Annotated in this window: 18 protein-coding genes; 13 read left to right on the top strand and 5 right to left on the bottom strand. The window is 37.0% G+C overall.

Going from position 1 to position 16,322, the window contains the following annotated elements; translation table 11 throughout:
- Positions 1 to 224: 224 nt before the first annotated feature.
- From LEP1GSC202_RS17810 to LEP1GSC202_RS17800, 3 genes are all read left to right on the top strand, one after another.
- Positions 225 to 554, top strand: coding sequence for an EF-hand domain-containing protein (locus LEP1GSC202_RS17810; RefSeq protein WP_015679185.1), 330 nt, complete (start codon positions 225 to 227; stop codon positions 552 to 554).
- 170 nt (positions 555 to 724) lie between these two features.
- On the top strand, positions 725 to 1,567 hold the full coding sequence (gene trhA, locus LEP1GSC202_RS17805) for a PAQR family membrane homeostasis protein TrhA (protein ID WP_015679091.1): 843 nt from the start codon (positions 725 to 727) through the stop codon (positions 1,565 to 1,567).
- 82 nt (positions 1,568 to 1,649) lie between these two features.
- On the top strand, positions 1,650 to 1,937 hold the full coding sequence (locus LEP1GSC202_RS17800; RefSeq protein ID WP_015679144.1) for a hypothetical protein: 288 nt from the start codon (positions 1,650 to 1,652) through the stop codon (positions 1,935 to 1,937).
- A gap of 49 nt (positions 1,938 to 1,986) precedes the next feature.
- On the opposite strand, the gene LEP1GSC202_RS17795 is transcribed toward LEP1GSC202_RS17800, so the two are convergent.
- The gene (locus LEP1GSC202_RS17795) at positions 1,987 to 2,952 is read right to left on the bottom strand and encodes an NAD(P)-dependent alcohol dehydrogenase (protein WP_015679126.1); all 966 of its coding nucleotides are present in this window, start codon (positions 2,950 to 2,952) and stop codon (positions 1,987 to 1,989) included.
- Between LEP1GSC202_RS17795 and LEP1GSC202_RS17790 the strand changes: the two genes are divergently transcribed.
- On the top strand, positions 2,942 to 3,772 hold the full coding sequence (locus LEP1GSC202_RS17790; RefSeq protein WP_208597423.1) for a TetR/AcrR family transcriptional regulator: 831 nt from the start codon (positions 2,942 to 2,944) through the stop codon (positions 3,770 to 3,772). The two genes, LEP1GSC202_RS17795 and LEP1GSC202_RS17790, sit on opposite strands and share 11 nt — an antisense overlap.
- Before the next feature lie 2 nt (positions 3,773 to 3,774).
- Here LEP1GSC202_RS17790 and LEP1GSC202_RS17785 read toward each other — a convergent pair whose 3' ends face one another.
- Complete coding sequence (locus tag LEP1GSC202_RS17785; RefSeq protein WP_015679176.1) at positions 3,775 to 5,631, bottom strand: alginate export family protein; 1,857 nt, start codon at positions 5,629 to 5,631, stop codon at positions 3,775 to 3,777.
- A gap of 347 nt (positions 5,632 to 5,978) precedes the next feature.
- On the opposite strand from LEP1GSC202_RS17785, the gene LEP1GSC202_RS17780 reads away from it, so the two are divergent.
- From LEP1GSC202_RS17780 to LEP1GSC202_RS17740, 9 genes are read left to right on the top strand one after another with little or no spacing between them, the layout of a single operon-like run.
- A complete protein-coding gene (locus tag LEP1GSC202_RS17780) occupies positions 5,979 to 6,734 on the top strand; it encodes an EboA domain-containing protein (protein WP_244147771.1) in 756 nt (251 codons plus the stop codon).
- Positions 6,735 to 6,742: 8 nt separating this feature from the next.
- A complete protein-coding gene (locus LEP1GSC202_RS17775) occupies positions 6,743 to 7,768 on the top strand; it encodes a TatD family hydrolase (RefSeq protein WP_015679186.1) in 1,026 nt (341 codons plus the stop codon).
- A complete protein-coding gene (gene eboC / locus LEP1GSC202_RS17770; protein ID WP_015679123.1) occupies positions 7,769 to 8,635 on the top strand; it encodes a UbiA-like protein EboC in 867 nt (288 codons plus the stop codon).
- 4 nt (positions 8,636 to 8,639) lie between these two features.
- Entirely contained in the window at positions 8,640 to 9,803 is a 1,164-nt protein-coding gene (locus tag LEP1GSC202_RS17765) for a 3-dehydroquinate synthase (protein ID WP_015679141.1), read from the top strand.
- Positions 9,800 to 11,011: a metabolite traffic protein EboE gene (gene eboE / locus LEP1GSC202_RS17760; RefSeq protein WP_015679149.1), complete on the top strand. Its 1,212-nt coding sequence runs from the start codon at positions 9,800 to 9,802 to the stop codon at positions 11,009 to 11,011. Before LEP1GSC202_RS17765 ends, eboE begins: the two co-directional genes overlap by 4 nt.
- A 3-nt stretch (positions 11,012 to 11,014) precedes the next feature.
- On the top strand, positions 11,015 to 12,409 hold the full coding sequence (locus LEP1GSC202_RS17755) for an alkaline phosphatase family protein (protein ID WP_015679152.1): 1,395 nt from the start codon (positions 11,015 to 11,017) through the stop codon (positions 12,407 to 12,409).
- A gap of 41 nt (positions 12,410 to 12,450) precedes the next feature.
- Positions 12,451 to 13,659 (top strand): Crp/Fnr family transcriptional regulator, encoded by a 1,209-nt coding sequence (locus tag LEP1GSC202_RS17750; RefSeq protein WP_015679148.1) that lies wholly within the window; start codon positions 12,451 to 12,453, stop codon positions 13,657 to 13,659.
- 51 nt (positions 13,660 to 13,710) lie between these two features.
- Complete coding sequence (locus LEP1GSC202_RS17745) at positions 13,711 to 14,106, top strand: DoxX family protein (protein ID WP_015679147.1); 396 nt, start codon at positions 13,711 to 13,713, stop codon at positions 14,104 to 14,106.
- 6 nt (positions 14,107 to 14,112) lie between these two features.
- A complete protein-coding gene (locus tag LEP1GSC202_RS17740; RefSeq protein ID WP_015679182.1) occupies positions 14,113 to 14,427 on the top strand; it encodes a winged helix-turn-helix transcriptional regulator in 315 nt (104 codons plus the stop codon).
- 19 nt (positions 14,428 to 14,446) lie between these two features.
- Here LEP1GSC202_RS17740 and LEP1GSC202_RS17735 read toward each other — a convergent pair whose 3' ends face one another.
- Genes LEP1GSC202_RS17735 through LEP1GSC202_RS17725 form a run of 3 tightly spaced genes read right to left on the bottom strand, consistent with a single transcriptional unit; the run spans position 14,447 to position 16,075 of the window.
- Positions 14,447 to 15,415 (bottom strand): ketopantoate reductase family protein, encoded by a 969-nt coding sequence (locus LEP1GSC202_RS17735; RefSeq protein WP_015679171.1) that lies wholly within the window; start codon positions 15,413 to 15,415, stop codon positions 14,447 to 14,449.
- Positions 15,412 to 15,840, bottom strand: a complete 429-nt coding sequence (gene perRA, locus LEP1GSC202_RS17730; RefSeq protein WP_015679097.1) for a peroxide-responsive transcriptional repressor PerRA — start codon at positions 15,838 to 15,840, stop codon at positions 15,412 to 15,414. Before perRA ends, LEP1GSC202_RS17735 begins: the two co-directional genes overlap by 4 nt.
- Before the next feature lie 40 nt (positions 15,841 to 15,880).
- Complete coding sequence (locus LEP1GSC202_RS17725) at positions 15,881 to 16,075, bottom strand: hypothetical protein (protein ID WP_015679166.1); 195 nt, start codon at positions 16,073 to 16,075, stop codon at positions 15,881 to 15,883.
- Between the last annotated feature and the right edge of the window lie 247 nt (positions 16,076 to 16,322).

Raw genomic sequence — 16,322 nt, 5'->3', positions numbered from 1 at the left:
AACATAAAAAAATTCCTAGATAATGTATGTTTAGTTTAACATTTGTTACGTTGAATTTGTTGCATGAGATTTGGGACACGGGCAAATGAGACAGAAAAATAGAACGTATGAAGGCCTTTCAGATTTTAAAAACTGGAATGAATCTAAAATTTTCCTTACATAAAAATGTTTGAAGGTCTTGACTCGGAAAAGAATTTGTCTCAGAATAGAGGGGAGGTTTTTCTATGAAAAAAATTCTATTGATTTTAACAGTTGTAACGTTCGTTATACCAACCATTTTATTCGCTCATGACAAAGAAGGGCATGGCAAAAAGTCTATGGCACTCGGACATTTTAATAAAATGGATGCTGATGGAGACAAAAAAGTAACAAAAGAAGAATGGCAAAAATTCCATGATGCCCATTTCCTCGAGCTGGATAAAGATGGCGATGGTTCCGTTTCCTTCGATGAAATGAAAGAGAAACATCTAGAAAAAAAGGATAAAATGAAGGAAAAAGCCAAAGAAAACGGGAAACAAGGGAAAAAGAAAAACAAGGAAACAGATACAGAATAAGGTTTCCAATCAGGAACCTTTTTTATCGTCTTTTCTGTCTTGTTCATATGGAATTGAAATGGAAAAGGTTCTCTTTTGACTTAATTTTACGAATGGAATAAACTTTTTGAAACCTTTCTTTCGGTTGACCTTCTTATGATATAAGAGTGTCATTTAAGTAGTCAAAACGAATGAAAGCCAAAAAAGCGAAACTAACAAAACAGAAACCATCACCCAAAAAAAAGAAACAGATCGCAAAGAAAAAACAGAAAACTCAAAAAGAGAAAAAGAAAAATTTAAAAACATCACCATCTCAATCGATTGTTTCCCAAAAAGTTTCGGAACGAGAAACCAGTTCGGATGTCAAAGAACTCCTCGATACCGTTCATGAATATTCCATCGGCCATGAAATTGCAAATTCAGTAACACATGGGATTGGAGGTGGTTTGAGCATTGCCGGACTCTCAATTCTAGTCACAATGGCTGTTCTTTATGGTGATATATGGCATATTGTAAGTTCAGCGATTTATGGTGCTACGCTTATCATTTTATATTTAGCCTCTACTCTTTACCACGCAATCTACCACACGGCAACGAAAAAGATTTTTAAAATCATTGATCATGCATCCATTTATCTTTTGATCGCGGGAACTTACACTCCTTTTACGCTTGTTAGTTTGCGTGAGAATTCTGAGTGGGGGTGGTACCTATTTGCAATTATATGGATTTTAGCTTTTTTGGGTGTTGGATTACTTTTACTATTCCCAGGAAAGTTTAGTGGGATCCGTGTGGCTGTGTACATCATTATGGGTTGGTTAGCCATTTTTGTTGCAAACGACATTCGAGGAGCAATTGGTACCGCTGGGATGTCTTGGCTTGTCGCTGGTGGGCTTAGTTATACATTCGGTGTCATTTTTTACTTATGGGATCGACTCCCTTTAAACCACGCGATTTGGCATTTATTTGTTTTATGTGGAAGCATTTGTCATTTTTTCGCGATCCTTTTTTATGTGATCCCTTCACACACGAAATGAAAATATTGTTTGTCAAAAAAATTACAGCAAATAAACTTTTCCTCCTTATGAACCTTTTTTAGGTACCTAAGTAGGAGAATATATGAGAACATTGGTCACCTTTAGTTTTGCCTTGTTGGTGTTATTTTCATCAACGGCTGTGTTTGCGGATGATTGTTTTTTGTGTGGGAGTGGTAGCACAAACGGATGCCAACAATGCCGAGGAAAGGACAGAAAGGCCTGCGAGGAAAAAGGTTGTAAAATTTCGGGAACTTCTTCTTGTTCTACGGCTGCCAATGTCAAAGTTTGCAAAGTGGACAAATCGTACGAAGACCTTACCATTCTCGGAACTAAAAAACAAAAGTTTCAATTCCATTCTACATTGAACTAATCGAATGGTCTAGTACCCACTGTCATATTTCACAGTGGGTATTTTTACTTCAACTTTCCTTTGTGACATCAATCACAACATTTCCTTTTTTATGACCCGCCTCCACATAACGATGGGCTTCTATCATTTCTTCTAAAGGATAACTTCGATCAATATTCACTTTGTATTTTCCTAAATTGACCAAACTAACTAAGTATTTTAAATTTTCTAATGTCTCTTCGATCGGTCCAAAATGGATTTTCAAATTTTTAAAGAGTTTGAGTCGTAGTGCTTGAAACATTTGCCCAAACGTTGCTCCTACTAGAACTAGATTTCCTTCTTTCTTTAAATACATTAAATTTGTTTCGATTTCTGTTTTCCCAACACATTCAAAAAATACATCATATAAATTTTTATTTGTTTCAGAAACAAAAGATTCATAATCAAAGGTTTCGTCTGCACCTAGAGATTTCACCAAGTCAAAGTTAGCTTTGCTACATACAGCAGTGACATGTGCTCCTAAATGTTTTGCCAATTGGATGGCAGAGGAACCTACAGAACTGGAAGCTCCATAGATAACGATGTTTTGGTTGTTCTGGATCTGGCAACGATTGATGAAATCAATTGCCGTGAGCCCTCCAAAAGAAATTCCTGCCCCTTCGGCAAATGACATTTTTTCTGGAAGTTTTGTGATAAGTGAGTTTTCGTTCACAATGGTATACTCAGCATAGGCACCCATTTTGATTCCTTTTGAACCAAGTACTCTGTCACCGATTTGAAAGGCAGTGACTCCTTCTCCGATAGTGTCAACCACTCCGGAATAACTCAGTCCTAAAACAGGATTTTTTGGTTTGAACAATCCAAAATACAAACGAGCGATTTGTGGGTCTGGTTTTCTGACTCGCCAGTCTCCCGAATTCACAGCGGTTTTCACAATGCGAATTCGAATTTGTTTCGCTTTTGGGATAGGAATTTCCCATTCTTCTAATTTTAATACTTCTGGTGGTCCATAATTTCTATACGTGATGACTTTCAAAGAGGGTTCTCCTGAATCAGAAAAATACTTACAGTGTAAGTCTGTCAATGAAATTTATTTCTTGGTAAACCGGAAATTTGAATGGAAGAGTAGCGGTTTTTATGATAGATCTAATCTAAACATTCGTTTCGTTAGAAGGAAATCGTTCGTATTGGTTACCAAAAAAAAGGATCAAAAAAAGAGGAAAACTCTTTCAAAGGATTTGCTCATCCAAACAGCCATTCAGTATGCAAATCGAAACGGTATCGACGCTCTATCAATGAGAAATTTGGCAAACTCATTGGGAGTGGAAGCGATGTCATTGTACAATCATATACAAAACAAAGAGGAACTTTTAGATGGAATGGTTGAAGATTGTGTAAAACATTTTTATAAACCAAAACAAGAAAAGGATTGGAAAAAAGAGTTCAAAAAACGAGCAAACTCAGTCAGGGAAGTTCTTTTGAATTTCCCTTGGTTGACAGTCTTACTTGTTGCAAGGGTGAATATTGGTGAACACATGTTAAAGTATTTTGATCAAAGTTTAGCATGTTTGGTTGGAGTAGGGTTTACCTACAAACAAGCGGACCATATCATCAATGCAGTCGACAGTCATATTTATGGTTTCACATTACAGGAATTAAATTTTCCATTTTCGCCCGATGAATACGCTTCGAAGGCAAAAGAATACCTTCCTATGATCAATGCGGAGCATTTACCTTATTTTTTTCATTTATCAATGGAAGTTGCGAATGGAAAATACGATGGAATCCATCATTTTGAATTTGGTTTGGATTTAATCCTAAATGGACTGAATCCAAACCCTAAAAAAAGAAACTGAACTTAAATAGCAAACACCGTTTGGAAGGTGAAAAAACTTGCATTCGGTTTGTAGTCATACCTTCGGTATGGATCTGTTTCATAAGGATTATTTTTTTGATTCCTTATCGCATCTCCCGCATACAATGAACTTGCTCCAAACCAAAAGGATACATTTTCCCATGGCGTGATGATATAAATCAAATTGATTTCTGTTGCTACATGTTTTCCAAGTTTAGGACGATTTGGATTATATGCTTCTGTATTAAAAAAGTCTTCTGTGGAAGCAGTTTCGCCTGTTGCTTTACTTCCGGTCACATAATTGTTGTTATCATAGTAACCGTCTTGTAGTTTCACTTTATAGTACCAGTGTGGGTTGATGATAAAAGTTCCCCATTTTGAAGATTCATATTTGATATGTAAGGAATAATCTTTGATATTTTGCCAATATACTAAACCAGAGTTTCCGTTTCCAGCAAATGGGATGGCTCCTCCAGCCATCCTTCTTGTGGCAAATATAGGGTTGTAGGTGGCCACACTTCCATCATTTCGATTCGGGTCCCCCGATGCTTGTACGTACTGGATACCAATTCGGAATTCTTTGACTGGTGTATAACCTAACTGAGCTGCTACGATGTTTGCTTTGTAACGGACGGGTTCGGAGTGGGGAGGTGGTTCCCCTGTGATTCGATTGGTTTTTAATGCTCCGTTTTGGTTGATCCAATCGGGAGATACTCTTTCCCCAGTAAATCCTGTTTGCCAAGCAGCTTCTACCATCCAATCGATTCCAGTTTCTTTTGGCAACGCGTTACTTTTTGTTCTGTTTGTAAGTCGAAAACCAGATGTATTCAATTGGTCCGGGTCTCGGTAATAGATATCGGAACCGTAAGGTGTTGTATTTGTTGCTTTTTGACGTTGTTTGTACAAGGTAAAATTATAAACTTCAATTCCCAACCATTCCCATGGTTTGATACCATAATGGGCTCCGTAGTAGGATGCATTTCCTGGTCCACCTAACCTAGTTGAGTTGTTTGATATGATACTATTCGCATTATTTTCAGAACTTACAATCGCACCAAAGACATCAAAACTTTGTTTCTGGATTGTAATTGTAGCACGGACAGCATCAAAAGAGTTTCCATTTAAACTATCATTCCTTGCTCCTACGATCCTACCATCGCCAAAGTCTAAAATTTGACGACCAGTCCTCACCCGAAACATTTGATTTGTTGTTTTTAAATCCAAAAAAGCTTCGCGAAACCCAGTATAGTTATTAAGAGGGACTTCTCTTTGCCTTGATGTATCAATCGTTGTTCCTCCATTGGAAATCACACCGAATCGTTGATCGGAAGGTCCAGATATCACTTCACCACCCCACAATCGAACATCTTGGAATGTAAGTTTAAAGGTGATGTTAGGTGATACATCGCCGACGAGATAAAATTGAGTTTGGTTACTCACTGTATTCCGGATATCGGAAGTAGAACGATCGAAGTCCGTGTTGTAAAGAGAGTCCGCTTTTGGTCGAATTCCAAATCCCACTCGGAACCTATCGGCAAACCATAAACTTTTATTTTCTTGGATCGCTTTTTTTTGTTTGTTGGTGATTTGAAAACTTTTGAAATATTCGCCTGGTAAATTGCCTTTCATGGGACTTATATATTCCGTTGTTTCTTCAGGAGGTGGCGTCTCTTTTGGCACCTCGGCAGCCGGAGGTGCACTCGGGGTCACTTGGGCCGGAGGAGGAGTTTGTGTAGGCTCTGGAACAACTTCTTTTTTTACGGGAGTGATGAACTGAGCTTGTATGTTCCCGGCTGAAATGATGAATAGGATTGGAATAAGTAAAAATCCAATTTTTGTTTGGTGGTAAACTCTGTACATTTGGTACTCCCTAATTTTTGCCAGTGGATTGGAATGGACTTAGGTTTCTATCGATAAATCTTCGATTGCGTAAGACACCTAAATTTTGGATTGGTATTTGTACAATTTCTTGTGAAAATTGCCTACTATTTTTTTTGGTTTCGGTACTGAGTTAGGTTCAATGTAAACCCCGAAATTCTGACTGATTTTGCCGAATGGGATCTTAATATTTGGTTTACTTAGCGTTACAAAGGAAAAAACATTTCCCTAACCTTTGTATGCATTCGCAATTTTCGGAACATCTTCTACCTCTGCTTCAAAAAATAACAACAGAGAGCGAATGGGTCTGGCTTCAGTCCATTTCTCATATGGACACCAAGGAACTCATGACTGCTTTTGTAAAAGCACCACGATTTTTATCCAAAACTTTAATCCAATTTCCATCAAAGTCCGAAATCTTGATTCCATCCACACCTGGTTTTCAAGTAAAGAATTGGGATTTAGTTCGTTTAAGCCGTGTTTGGTTTTTGTCTCATTTTGTTTCATTACCTAAAGATGAATTCGTAAAAACAATAGAAACCTTATTTGATACTGCTGAATTAAATGAATTGATTGCGCTTTATTCCGCATTACCATTGTTACCATATCCAAATCTTTGGCTTGCAAGGGCAACTGATGCTGTTCGCTCAAATATGGGTTCTGTATTTGATGCAATCGCAATTTCTAATCCATATCCTTTCCATCATTTCCCGGAACTTGCATGGAATCAATTGGTTCTAAAAACAATTTTTAACGAAAAACCAATTTCGTTGATTTATGGATTAGGAAATCGAAGGAATCAAGAATTAAGTTTGAGTATCATTGATTATGCCAAGGAGAGATGGGCTGCCTCACGTATGGTCCAGTTTCAGGTTTGGTACTTAGTATCTCCCTTTTTAAGAACGGAAGATTTATCCTTGGTAGAAAAATTGTTAAAATCTAAACATGAAGAGGAAGTGATTGCCGCCTCCCTTCTCCTTTTTGAGTCCAATCATAATGAAGCAAAAGATTTGCTTAGAAAATATCCAAAATACGAAATAGAAATTCAAAAAGGGAACCTAAATTGGTCTAATCTTTACGTTTAACTATCTTTATGTGTGAAAACAAAAAACATTCAGAAAATCCATCACATTTTGGATCTCCAACCGATTCAAAGCAAGAGCAAACTCATATTGATTTAAAATGGGATGAATACAAAGAAAAAATCCGAGGATTTAAATTTTTTGATCCACACATCCATATGGTTTCTCGAACTACAGATGATTATCAAAATATGGCCCAAGCTGGTATTGTGGCAGTCATTGAACCAGCTTTTTGGGTTGGGCAACCAAGGACTGGTCTTTCTACTTTTAAAGATTATTATAGTAGCCTGGTTGGTTGGGAAAGATTTCGATCTTCACAATTTGGGATCAAACATTACTGCACTATTGGGCTCAATTCAAGGGAAGCAAATAACGAACGTTTAGCGGATGAAGTAATGGAAATTTTACCCCTTTATATTTACAAAGAGGGGGTTGTGGGGGTAGGGGAAATTGGTTTTGATGACCAAACTGAATTGGAAGAAAAATATTACCGCCTACAATTAGAATTGGCAAAGGAAGCAAAATTACCAGTTCAAATTCATACTCCTCACAGAGACAAAAAACGAGGAACGGAAAGGAGTATGTCCATTGCAATTGAACATGGATTGGATCCATCTTGGGTGATCGTTGATCACAATAATGAAGAGACCGTAAAGTCAGTGTTAGACCAAGGTTTTTATGCCGCCTTCACCATTTATCCTTTTACAAAAATGGGAAACACGCGAATGGTTTCCATCGTTGAGGAATACGGATCTGAACGAATCATGATTAATTCTAGTGCTGATTGGGGAATTTCTGATCCACTTGCCATTCCAAAAACAGCAGCACTAATGTTGGAACGAGGTGTTTCCAAGGAGACCATTCAAAAAGTTACCTATGATAACGCCATCGAAGCATTTTCCAAAAGTGGCCAGTTAAATGTTGCAGATTTTGAAGTAGGATTGTCATCTGATCCAACGGATAAATTTTACGGAAATACAGTGTTACGTGGTGGCCAAATACCCAAACAAAATCAAAATTCATTATTCATCGAATAAATGTTGATTAGGCCCACCTTACAATTATTAAGACCTGCAAATCTTGTTACAGCTATAGCTGATATTCTTGCGGGAATGTGCATTGTTTCTTTTCAATGGTCTGGTTTTTCTTACATATATTTAATGATTGCAAGTGTTTCTTTGTATGCTGGTGGCGTTGTTCTCAATGATTATTTCGATCGAGAGATCGATGCAAAAGAAAGACCTGAAAGGCCAATTCCCAGTGGAAAAGTTTCTAAAGAATTTGCACTGTTAATGGGAACCATCTTACTTTTAATTGGTGTATCTTTTTCTTTTTTGTACAGTTGGAATAGTTTTTTGGTGTCGCTACTCATTTGTTTTTTTGTAATATTGTATGATTGTTATGCGAAACATCATTTTGTTTTTGGCCCACTTGTGATGGGAGTTTGTCGTGGGTTGAATTTGTTGTTAGGTATGACTTCGGTTTCCCAAATTCCGGAATTAGGTTTCTATCTATTCATTTTACCTGTAATATATATTGCAGGCATCACTTTGGTCAGTCAAAACGAAGTTTTGGGTGGGGGAAAATCTAAATTTATCATCGCAATTGTTTTGTTTGGTTTCGTATTCACTGTTCAGTTATTCCTTTCTTATCTGAACGGGAATTTACTGATCACATCTCCATTTGTTTTGATTCATTCTTTTTTATTACTTCCTCCCCTATTCAAAACAATCCAAAATCCAATACCAGAACACGTCCGCAAGACTGTGAAAATGGGTGTTTTGTCTTTGATTGTACTCAATGTAAGTTTTGCTGCTTGTTTTGGAATGGCATTTGTCGCGATACTTATCTTTGCTCTTTTACCAATGTCTCTTGGACTAGCAAGAGGATTCGCAGTTACCTAAATCCATGAATGAACAATTTCCGAACAAAATTGTTTCCGAATTCCAAGTATCCTTTCGGTATGAAGTTTATTTCACGAAACATTTGTTTGATTCTGCAAATTCATGTTTGAGGGATTTTCTTTATAGCGAAGGAAATTTGAGGTCAGATAAAAAAGTTTTGATCGTAATCGACTCAGAAGTTTTGCATCATCACCCAAGTTTAATTTCCGAAATCAAAACTTATTTTCAAAATAGAATTCCAAGTTTACAACTTATGGAACCAATACTAAAGATTGTAGGTGGAGAAGAATGTAAAAATGAAACCATCCATTGGGAAACTATTGTTTCAGCCATTCATACGTATGGTATTGATCGACATTCGTATGTGATTGGAATTGGAGGTGGTGCCATTTTGGATTTGGTCGGTTATGCGGCGGCAGTATCTCATAGAGGGATACGTTTGATTCGTATCCCAACAACCGTTTTATCCCAGAATGATTCTGGAGTGGGAGTAAAAAATAGTATTAATTATTTTGGAAAAAAAAACTTTTTAGGAACCTTTGCACCTCCTGTTGCCGTGTTTAATGACTCTCATTTTTTGACCAGTTTAAACGATAGAGATTGGCGGTCCGGAGTTGCAGAAGCCATTAAAGTAGCATTGATTAAAGATAAAACATTTTTTGAATGGCTCGAAGCCAATTCAGATGCTTGCACCAAACGAGATTTAAATGTAATGCAGTCGCTAATCTACCAATGCGCAAATTTACACATGTCACATATTTCAAAGGGGGATCCATTTGAATTTGGTTCTTCTCGCCCACTTGATTTTGGACATTGGTTTGCCCATAAACTAGAATACCTATCCAATTTTTCGATTCGCCATGGGGAAGCAGTGGCATGTGGAATAGCACTTGATTCTATTTATTCACATTTGATCGGTTTAATCAACAAAGAAGATGTAATTAGGATCATTCAATTACTTCAATCATTTGGATTTTCTTTTGATGATCCTAAGTTATTCCAAATAGGGTATGAGAATTTAGCAATTGCTTTAGGTGAATTCAGAGAACATCTTGGTGGAAAATTAACACTTTTGATGTTAAATGGGATCGGGTCCTCACAAGAAATTTATGAAGTCAATGAAAAACATTTAGAAACGGCTTTTTTAAGATTACTTGAAATCAAATGAAAACTAAATTTGGCCACCTAACATATTGCACCAATATTCATCCAGGTGAGTCATGGGTTGATCACTTTCGTGAACTACAAACACATCTTCCTCTAGTCAAAAAAGAAATTTCTCCTGATAAACCAATGGGTATTGGACTTAGACTTTCCAATGAAGCATCTCTTACTTTAATCAAGGAAAATAATCTTTTAGAATTTCAAAATTGGTTGAAGAAAGAATCATTATATGTGATTGCCATCAATGGATTCCCTTTTGGTGGGTTTCACTCGGAAGTGGTCAAAGAAGATGTCTACAAACCAGATTGGTCTGATAAACGTAGGATTGAGTATACCCTTCGTTTATTTTCCATACTAAAGGTATTGTTACCAGCTAACGAAGAAGGTGGTGTATCAACCCCACCTCTGTCTTATTTTTATTTCGACACAAATGAGAATGATCGAACGACAAGGCGAAAAAATTCAACAAAATATATCATCAAAACATTGGTTGCATTAATTCGAATCCATAACGATACAGGCAAAACCTTACATTTGGATATTGAACCTGAACCTGATGGATTGCTTGGAGATTTTAAGGATTGGGTGACATGGTATACATCTGATCTTCTCCCCAATGCAATTCCATCCTTAATGGATGAGTTTGGTTATAATTTCCAGTTGGCTGAAGAACTCACGCGTAAACATATTAGACTTTGCCTCGATGTTTGCCATTTAGCAGTGACGTATGAAGTGAATCCGAATTTGATTTCAGAATTAAGGCGACTTAGAATCCAAGTAGGGCGTATCCAAGTGAGTTCTGCATTAAAGGTAAAATTTCCGGAGAATGTCGAAGGAGTATTACAATCCTTAAAACCGTTTGATGAAAAAAAATACCTTCATCAAGTTGTTGTGATTACCAATAAAGGTGAAAAAAAATTTTATCGAGACTTAAACCTGGCTATCGAGAAGGGTGCAGAGGCTTTTGAAGAATGGAGGATACACTACCATGTTCCTATTTTTTTGGAATCTTATGAAACATTTTTATCAACTCAGGAAGAATTAAAAATGATATTAGCCGAGCAGAAAAGGGAAAGTTTTAGTCAAATTTTAGAAGTAGAAACATACACTTGGAATGTTTTACCACAGAAATTACAATTGCCCATTGGCAAATCCATCGTACGTGAGTTGCAATGGCTAAGATCATTTTTAGATTCGAATTCACAAATATAAGTTATGAAATCAGCAAAATATAAATTCCAAAAAACAGTTGTGATCAATGTCGTAGGATTATCCCAATCAATCCTTTCTGATTACACTCCGTTTTTGAAAGCCTATTTAGAAAAAAGAAATACTGTTTGCATTAAACCAATGTTACCTGCCGTTACGACAAGCGTACAAAGTACATACCTAACAGGAAAATGGCCCAATCAACATGGCATCGTAGGGAATGGTTGGTATGATCGTGTTGACTCAGAAATCAAATTTTGGAAACAATCAAATCACTTAGTAAATGGAGAGAAAATTTGGGAAAGGGCGAAAAAGATTGATCCAAGTTTTACATGCGCAAAAATGTTTTGGTGGTACAATATGTACTCATCTGCAGACTATTCTGTCACTCCAAGGCCTCAATATCATGCTGACGGTGTCAAAGCTCCCGATTGTTATTCGAATCCTCCCGAACTCCGAGAAGAACTTCAAAAAAAACTGGGACAGTTTCCTTTGTTTCATTTTTGGGGACCAAATGCGAATATCAAGTCAACCAAATGGATTAAAGATGCAACTTTATATGTAGATCAAAAATACAATCCAACACTTAGTTTGGTTTATTTACCACATCTCGATTATGGACTACAAAAATATGGAAATGATACTTTAAAACTAAAAAAAGAACTTTTGGAGTTGGACCAAGTTGTAAAAGAATTAATCACACACTATGAAGATCAAAAAACAAAAGTTGTGATTTTATCAGAGTATGGAATTTCAAAAGTGACAACACCAATTCACATCAACCGTATATTACGTGAAAACCATTTCTTAGAAGTAAGGAAAGAAAGGTGGTATGAACATTTGGATCCAGGGGCATCCAAAGCATTTTCAGTTTCTGATCACCAATTGGCTCATATTTATTGTCATGATGATTCTGTTGTCCAAAGCGTTAAAAAGATCGCAAAACAAATCCCAGGTGTAGATTTGGTATTAGACAAAAAAGAACAGAAACGGTTTCAGTTAAATCATAATCGCTCGGGAGATTTAGTTTTAGTCGCAAAAGATGGATTTTGGTTTTCTTATTACTACTGGTTGGACGATAAATGTGCTCCAGATTATGCACGTTTGGTGGAAATCCACAGAAAACCTGGTTATGATCCGGCTGAGTTGTTTTTAGATCCCAAAAAGAAAATGGCAAAACTTAGGGTAATGATGACTCTGTTACGTAAAAAACTAGGCTTTCGGTATTTGATGGATTTTATCCCGTTAGATGCAACGCTTGTACAAGGGTCCCATGGCAGGGTTCCCGAAAACCAAGATTTTTACCCCATATTGTCTACGGAAATCCCACTTCCCAAGAAAGAAATTTCTGCTATAAAAGTGTACGATTTCATCTGGGATCAGATGACCGCTAAGATTTAAATGTTTGACTCGTACCCTTAGAAATCGTTCTTTTTAAAACAGTGTCCGCAGAAGATATCAAAATTGTAACATATTCCAAAGGGGCAGCCATTGTTGTCCAAAATTCCATTAATACAGGAAATTTTTTCATTGTAAAGTCGGGGCGCGTTGCCGTCGATTCAGAGCATATCATTGTCGATCACGAACTTGCTTTTTATGAGGCAGGGGATAGTTTTGGATTGGTTTCTGCTCTCACCGAACATCGATTTCTTGTTACTTTGTTTGCTGATACTGATGTGGAACTTGTGCAAATTCCCATTCGTCTTTTAGGTTCTTACCTAAAAGAACGAAAAGAGTTGGCCATGAAAATCTTGGGTCTTTATTCGAGAGAATTAAGAACACTACAAAAACATCTTTCCAAAGCCAACAAACCAGCTGATAGAGATTACCATCCAGAAAGATTGGTACAGAATGCACGTACATACCTTACTTGGCAAAAACCAAGTTTGGCGGCTTATTCGATCCAAGCATTTTTGAAGTGGTCAAAAGAAAACAACTCAAATGAAAATGTTCCCGAAGCCTTAGAATTATTTAAATCAGTTGCCTCAACCTATAAACCCTTCCCTTGGGAGAATATGCAATCTACCTTGGAAGCAGGAGAAATCCTATTTGTTGAAAGTGAAAAAAGTAATGAGATCTATGTTGTTTTAGAAGGAAATGTCAAACTTTTTGGAATCGTCCGTGGTTTTGAATACGTCATCGATGTATTAGGACCAGGTGAAATTTTTGGTGAAATGTCTCTTATTGACAATGCCCCCAGAATGGCCTCTGCCATCACTGAAACGAAAACTAAAATTCTGCGAGTCACACCTGAAAATTTATTCGAATCTGTTGGACCTTCGTTATTACAAAAAATCTTTGAAAGTATTGCGAGAAGGATTTGGTTTTCTCACCAGAGACTTGTCATATTAAGATTGAAAACTCCTGTCACAAGGTTATATGCATATTTGTACAATTCAATCCGAGACCAAGACATTCGTTTGGGGAGAAATTTGGACGTTAGTTTATCTACCCCTCATACCATTTATATCCAAATGGATGAACTTTGTAATATGTGTGGGATCATCAAACTCAAACAAGAAAGTATCGATGAATTCAAAGCAGACACAAACCTAGTCATCGAACCAAATCGAATCACGATCAAAAGTCGGAAACGGTTGGAGGAAAAACTCGGTCACTTTAAATCCAAAGAAGGGCAAATTGTTGCTTAATCTTTTCTAAAATGAGTATGAAGTTTTCCAAAATTGTGATTTAGTTCGGTGATGAAAAAGTTTTTCGTTTATTCCATGGCTTCGTTTTATATTTTCGCGGGAGCGAATCATTTTCTATCTCCCGAATTTTACTTAGAAATCATGCCCGATTATTTGCCATTTCATGAATTATTAAATGTAACGAGCGGACTTTCGGAAATCACATTAGGATTGTTGGTTTTGAGTGAACGAATGCGAAAATTAGCTTGTTTTGGAATCATACTCTTGTTATTTGCAATTTACCCTGCGAATATCAATATGTTAGTGGAAGCTTTAGAAGGGAAGGATTTTGGATTCCCAATTTGGGCGCTTTATGCTAGGTTGCCGTTACAATTTTTATTCATCTATTGGGCATGGGCCGTAAGGAATATAAAGTTTTCAGAACAAGAAATGGATCACAAGGTTTAAAACTGAATGATGAAAGAACAAAAAGGAAAAACGAAAGAGGCTACAAAAAAGATTGGTCAATGGACGTTTTTATCGAATCATTCTCATGTTTTGATTTGTTTGAGTAAAGACCCAGAAATGCGACTAAAAGATGTGGCAGTCCTTGTTGGAATCACAGAACGTGCTGTGCAAACAATTGTGAAGGATTTGGTGGATGCCTCCATATTACAAAAAAGTAAAGACGGAAGGCGAAACCAGTACATCATCCAAACTGATCAAAAACTCCGCCATCCATTAGAAGCAAATCACTCGATTTCAGAATTATTGAAATTAGGGAAGTAAGGTTTCATCCAATACAATTTCAAAAATTATTTTCTAAAGTTAAAACTTCCGAAACGACTTTTTCATTATAGGGAACTGAAACTCCAAGTGATTTAGCAATTTGGATCACTTCACCATTGATAAAATTGATTTCAGTTTTTCGTTTGTGATCCAAATCTTGCACCATAGAAGTTCTAATTTTAAAATATTTCAATCCAAGGATGATGAGCACCAAATGGCGAATCCACTTAGGAAGTGCATTTTCTCCATCGCCTAATTTCTGAATGGGAAAAGAACCTGGAACTACTTCTTCCTTTACATTGAGTTTTTTCATAAGTGTTTTAATTTCAGAAAGGATGGCGATGGCCTCGTTTCTTGATTTCAAATTGAGAAATAATTCTCCCAAACTGGATTGTTTTGAAGCCGCAAGACCATTGATGATCGCATTGATTGCGAGTTTGTGCCAACGAAAACCTAATAGATGTTCGGTGGTAACCACAGGAATCCAAGGTTCTAGGAATTGATGCCAACGCGGATCCGGTTTTTTCCTGTTCGTCTGTCCCAAAATCAAACTACCCACATTGGATTGAAAGTAAGTCCCATCCGAGAGGACTTGCGTGTTCCAACCAACTACCCCACCCATGATTTTGTCTTTCAGAGAAAGAAAATGTCCTTCTGGTAACCCATTCTGAATGAAAATCCATTTTCCATCTGGTTTCAATACATGTTTTGTAAGTGTAACGTAATTTTCCAAAGATTGATTTTTACACCCAAGGAAAATAAAATCAAAGGGCAAAGTTACCAAATCTATCATTTGTAAATGATTTGCGAGGTTCAGAACAGTTGTCTTTTTGTTTGGACCTAAAAATCGAATGGGAGTTTTTAAACTTTCCATCCTTGTTTTGTCTTTGCAAAGGATGGTAAACGGGATACCATTTTGGTATAAGGCGTGTAAGATGGTGACTGTGACAGAACCGATGCCAAAAAAAGCGATGGTGGGTGACTTCATTTCCCTCTTAGGGTAATGACGAGTTTTGCGTTTTCCAGTTGTTTTCCTGTTTTCTGAAAATAACTTTCTTTGAGCTCGGAAAGGACTTTCTCTTCCAAGTTTTGGTTCAGTTCTATGTCCACAATTTCTCCGGAATTTTCATCCAGCGCATGGTGGTGGACATCGGTGTTGGAATCAAAATGAGTGACTCCTGATTTGATCTCCAAGGTGCCAAGTAATCCTTTTTCAGCGAATAACTTGAGGTTATTAAAAATGGTAGCCCGGGATGCGTGTGGGAAATGGGTGTTCACCAAATGGAAAACTTCTTCCGCAAACAAATGTTGGTGTTTCTCAAGTAGGAGGTGGGCCATTTCCAACCTTTGGGAGGTAGGCCGAATCCCATGAGATTCCAATAATTCTTTCGTCTTCTGGTAACTTAGATCCATTCCGTTAACAATTTCTCTCCTCTCGGAAATTTGTCAATAATTAGACTAAGTCTAAAAGCCCAAAGGAAACGAAAAACGTTTGATTGGCGGTTCCTTCCCAAATCATCCCAATGATTTCACTACAAACCTTAGGTAATTTGCGTATAAAATGGAAACAATGGATCGAAGGACCAAGGGATTGTAGCCAATACACTCCTTGCTCTCTTCGGAAAGGGCAATCGTCTCGGTAGCACATAGATGCCATTCCTTCCTAATTGGGATTTGCGATCCTTAAATTTAGGCTAACGTATGTTAGTAAAACTTCGAAAAATTAGATTTTTACACGGAGTGAAAAAATCTTTTTCGTAAAGGGTTTTTAGTGACTAAAAAAATCCTTGCACTCCATTCATTTGGCAATGTAATCCTTCCGGTGATTCGCAGAAAGAGAAACATTTGTTTTGGATTTGGAAAACATGGTATCTTTGGACTAAGGACTTTGATTC

Source organism: Leptospira yanagawae serovar Saopaulo str. Sao Paulo = ATCC 700523, from assembly GCF_000332475.2.
GTDB classification, from domain to species: domain Bacteria; phylum Spirochaetota; class Leptospiria; order Leptospirales; family Leptospiraceae; genus Leptospira_A; species Leptospira_A yanagawae.
This window is presented reverse-complemented; position numbering and strand designations above follow the sequence as displayed.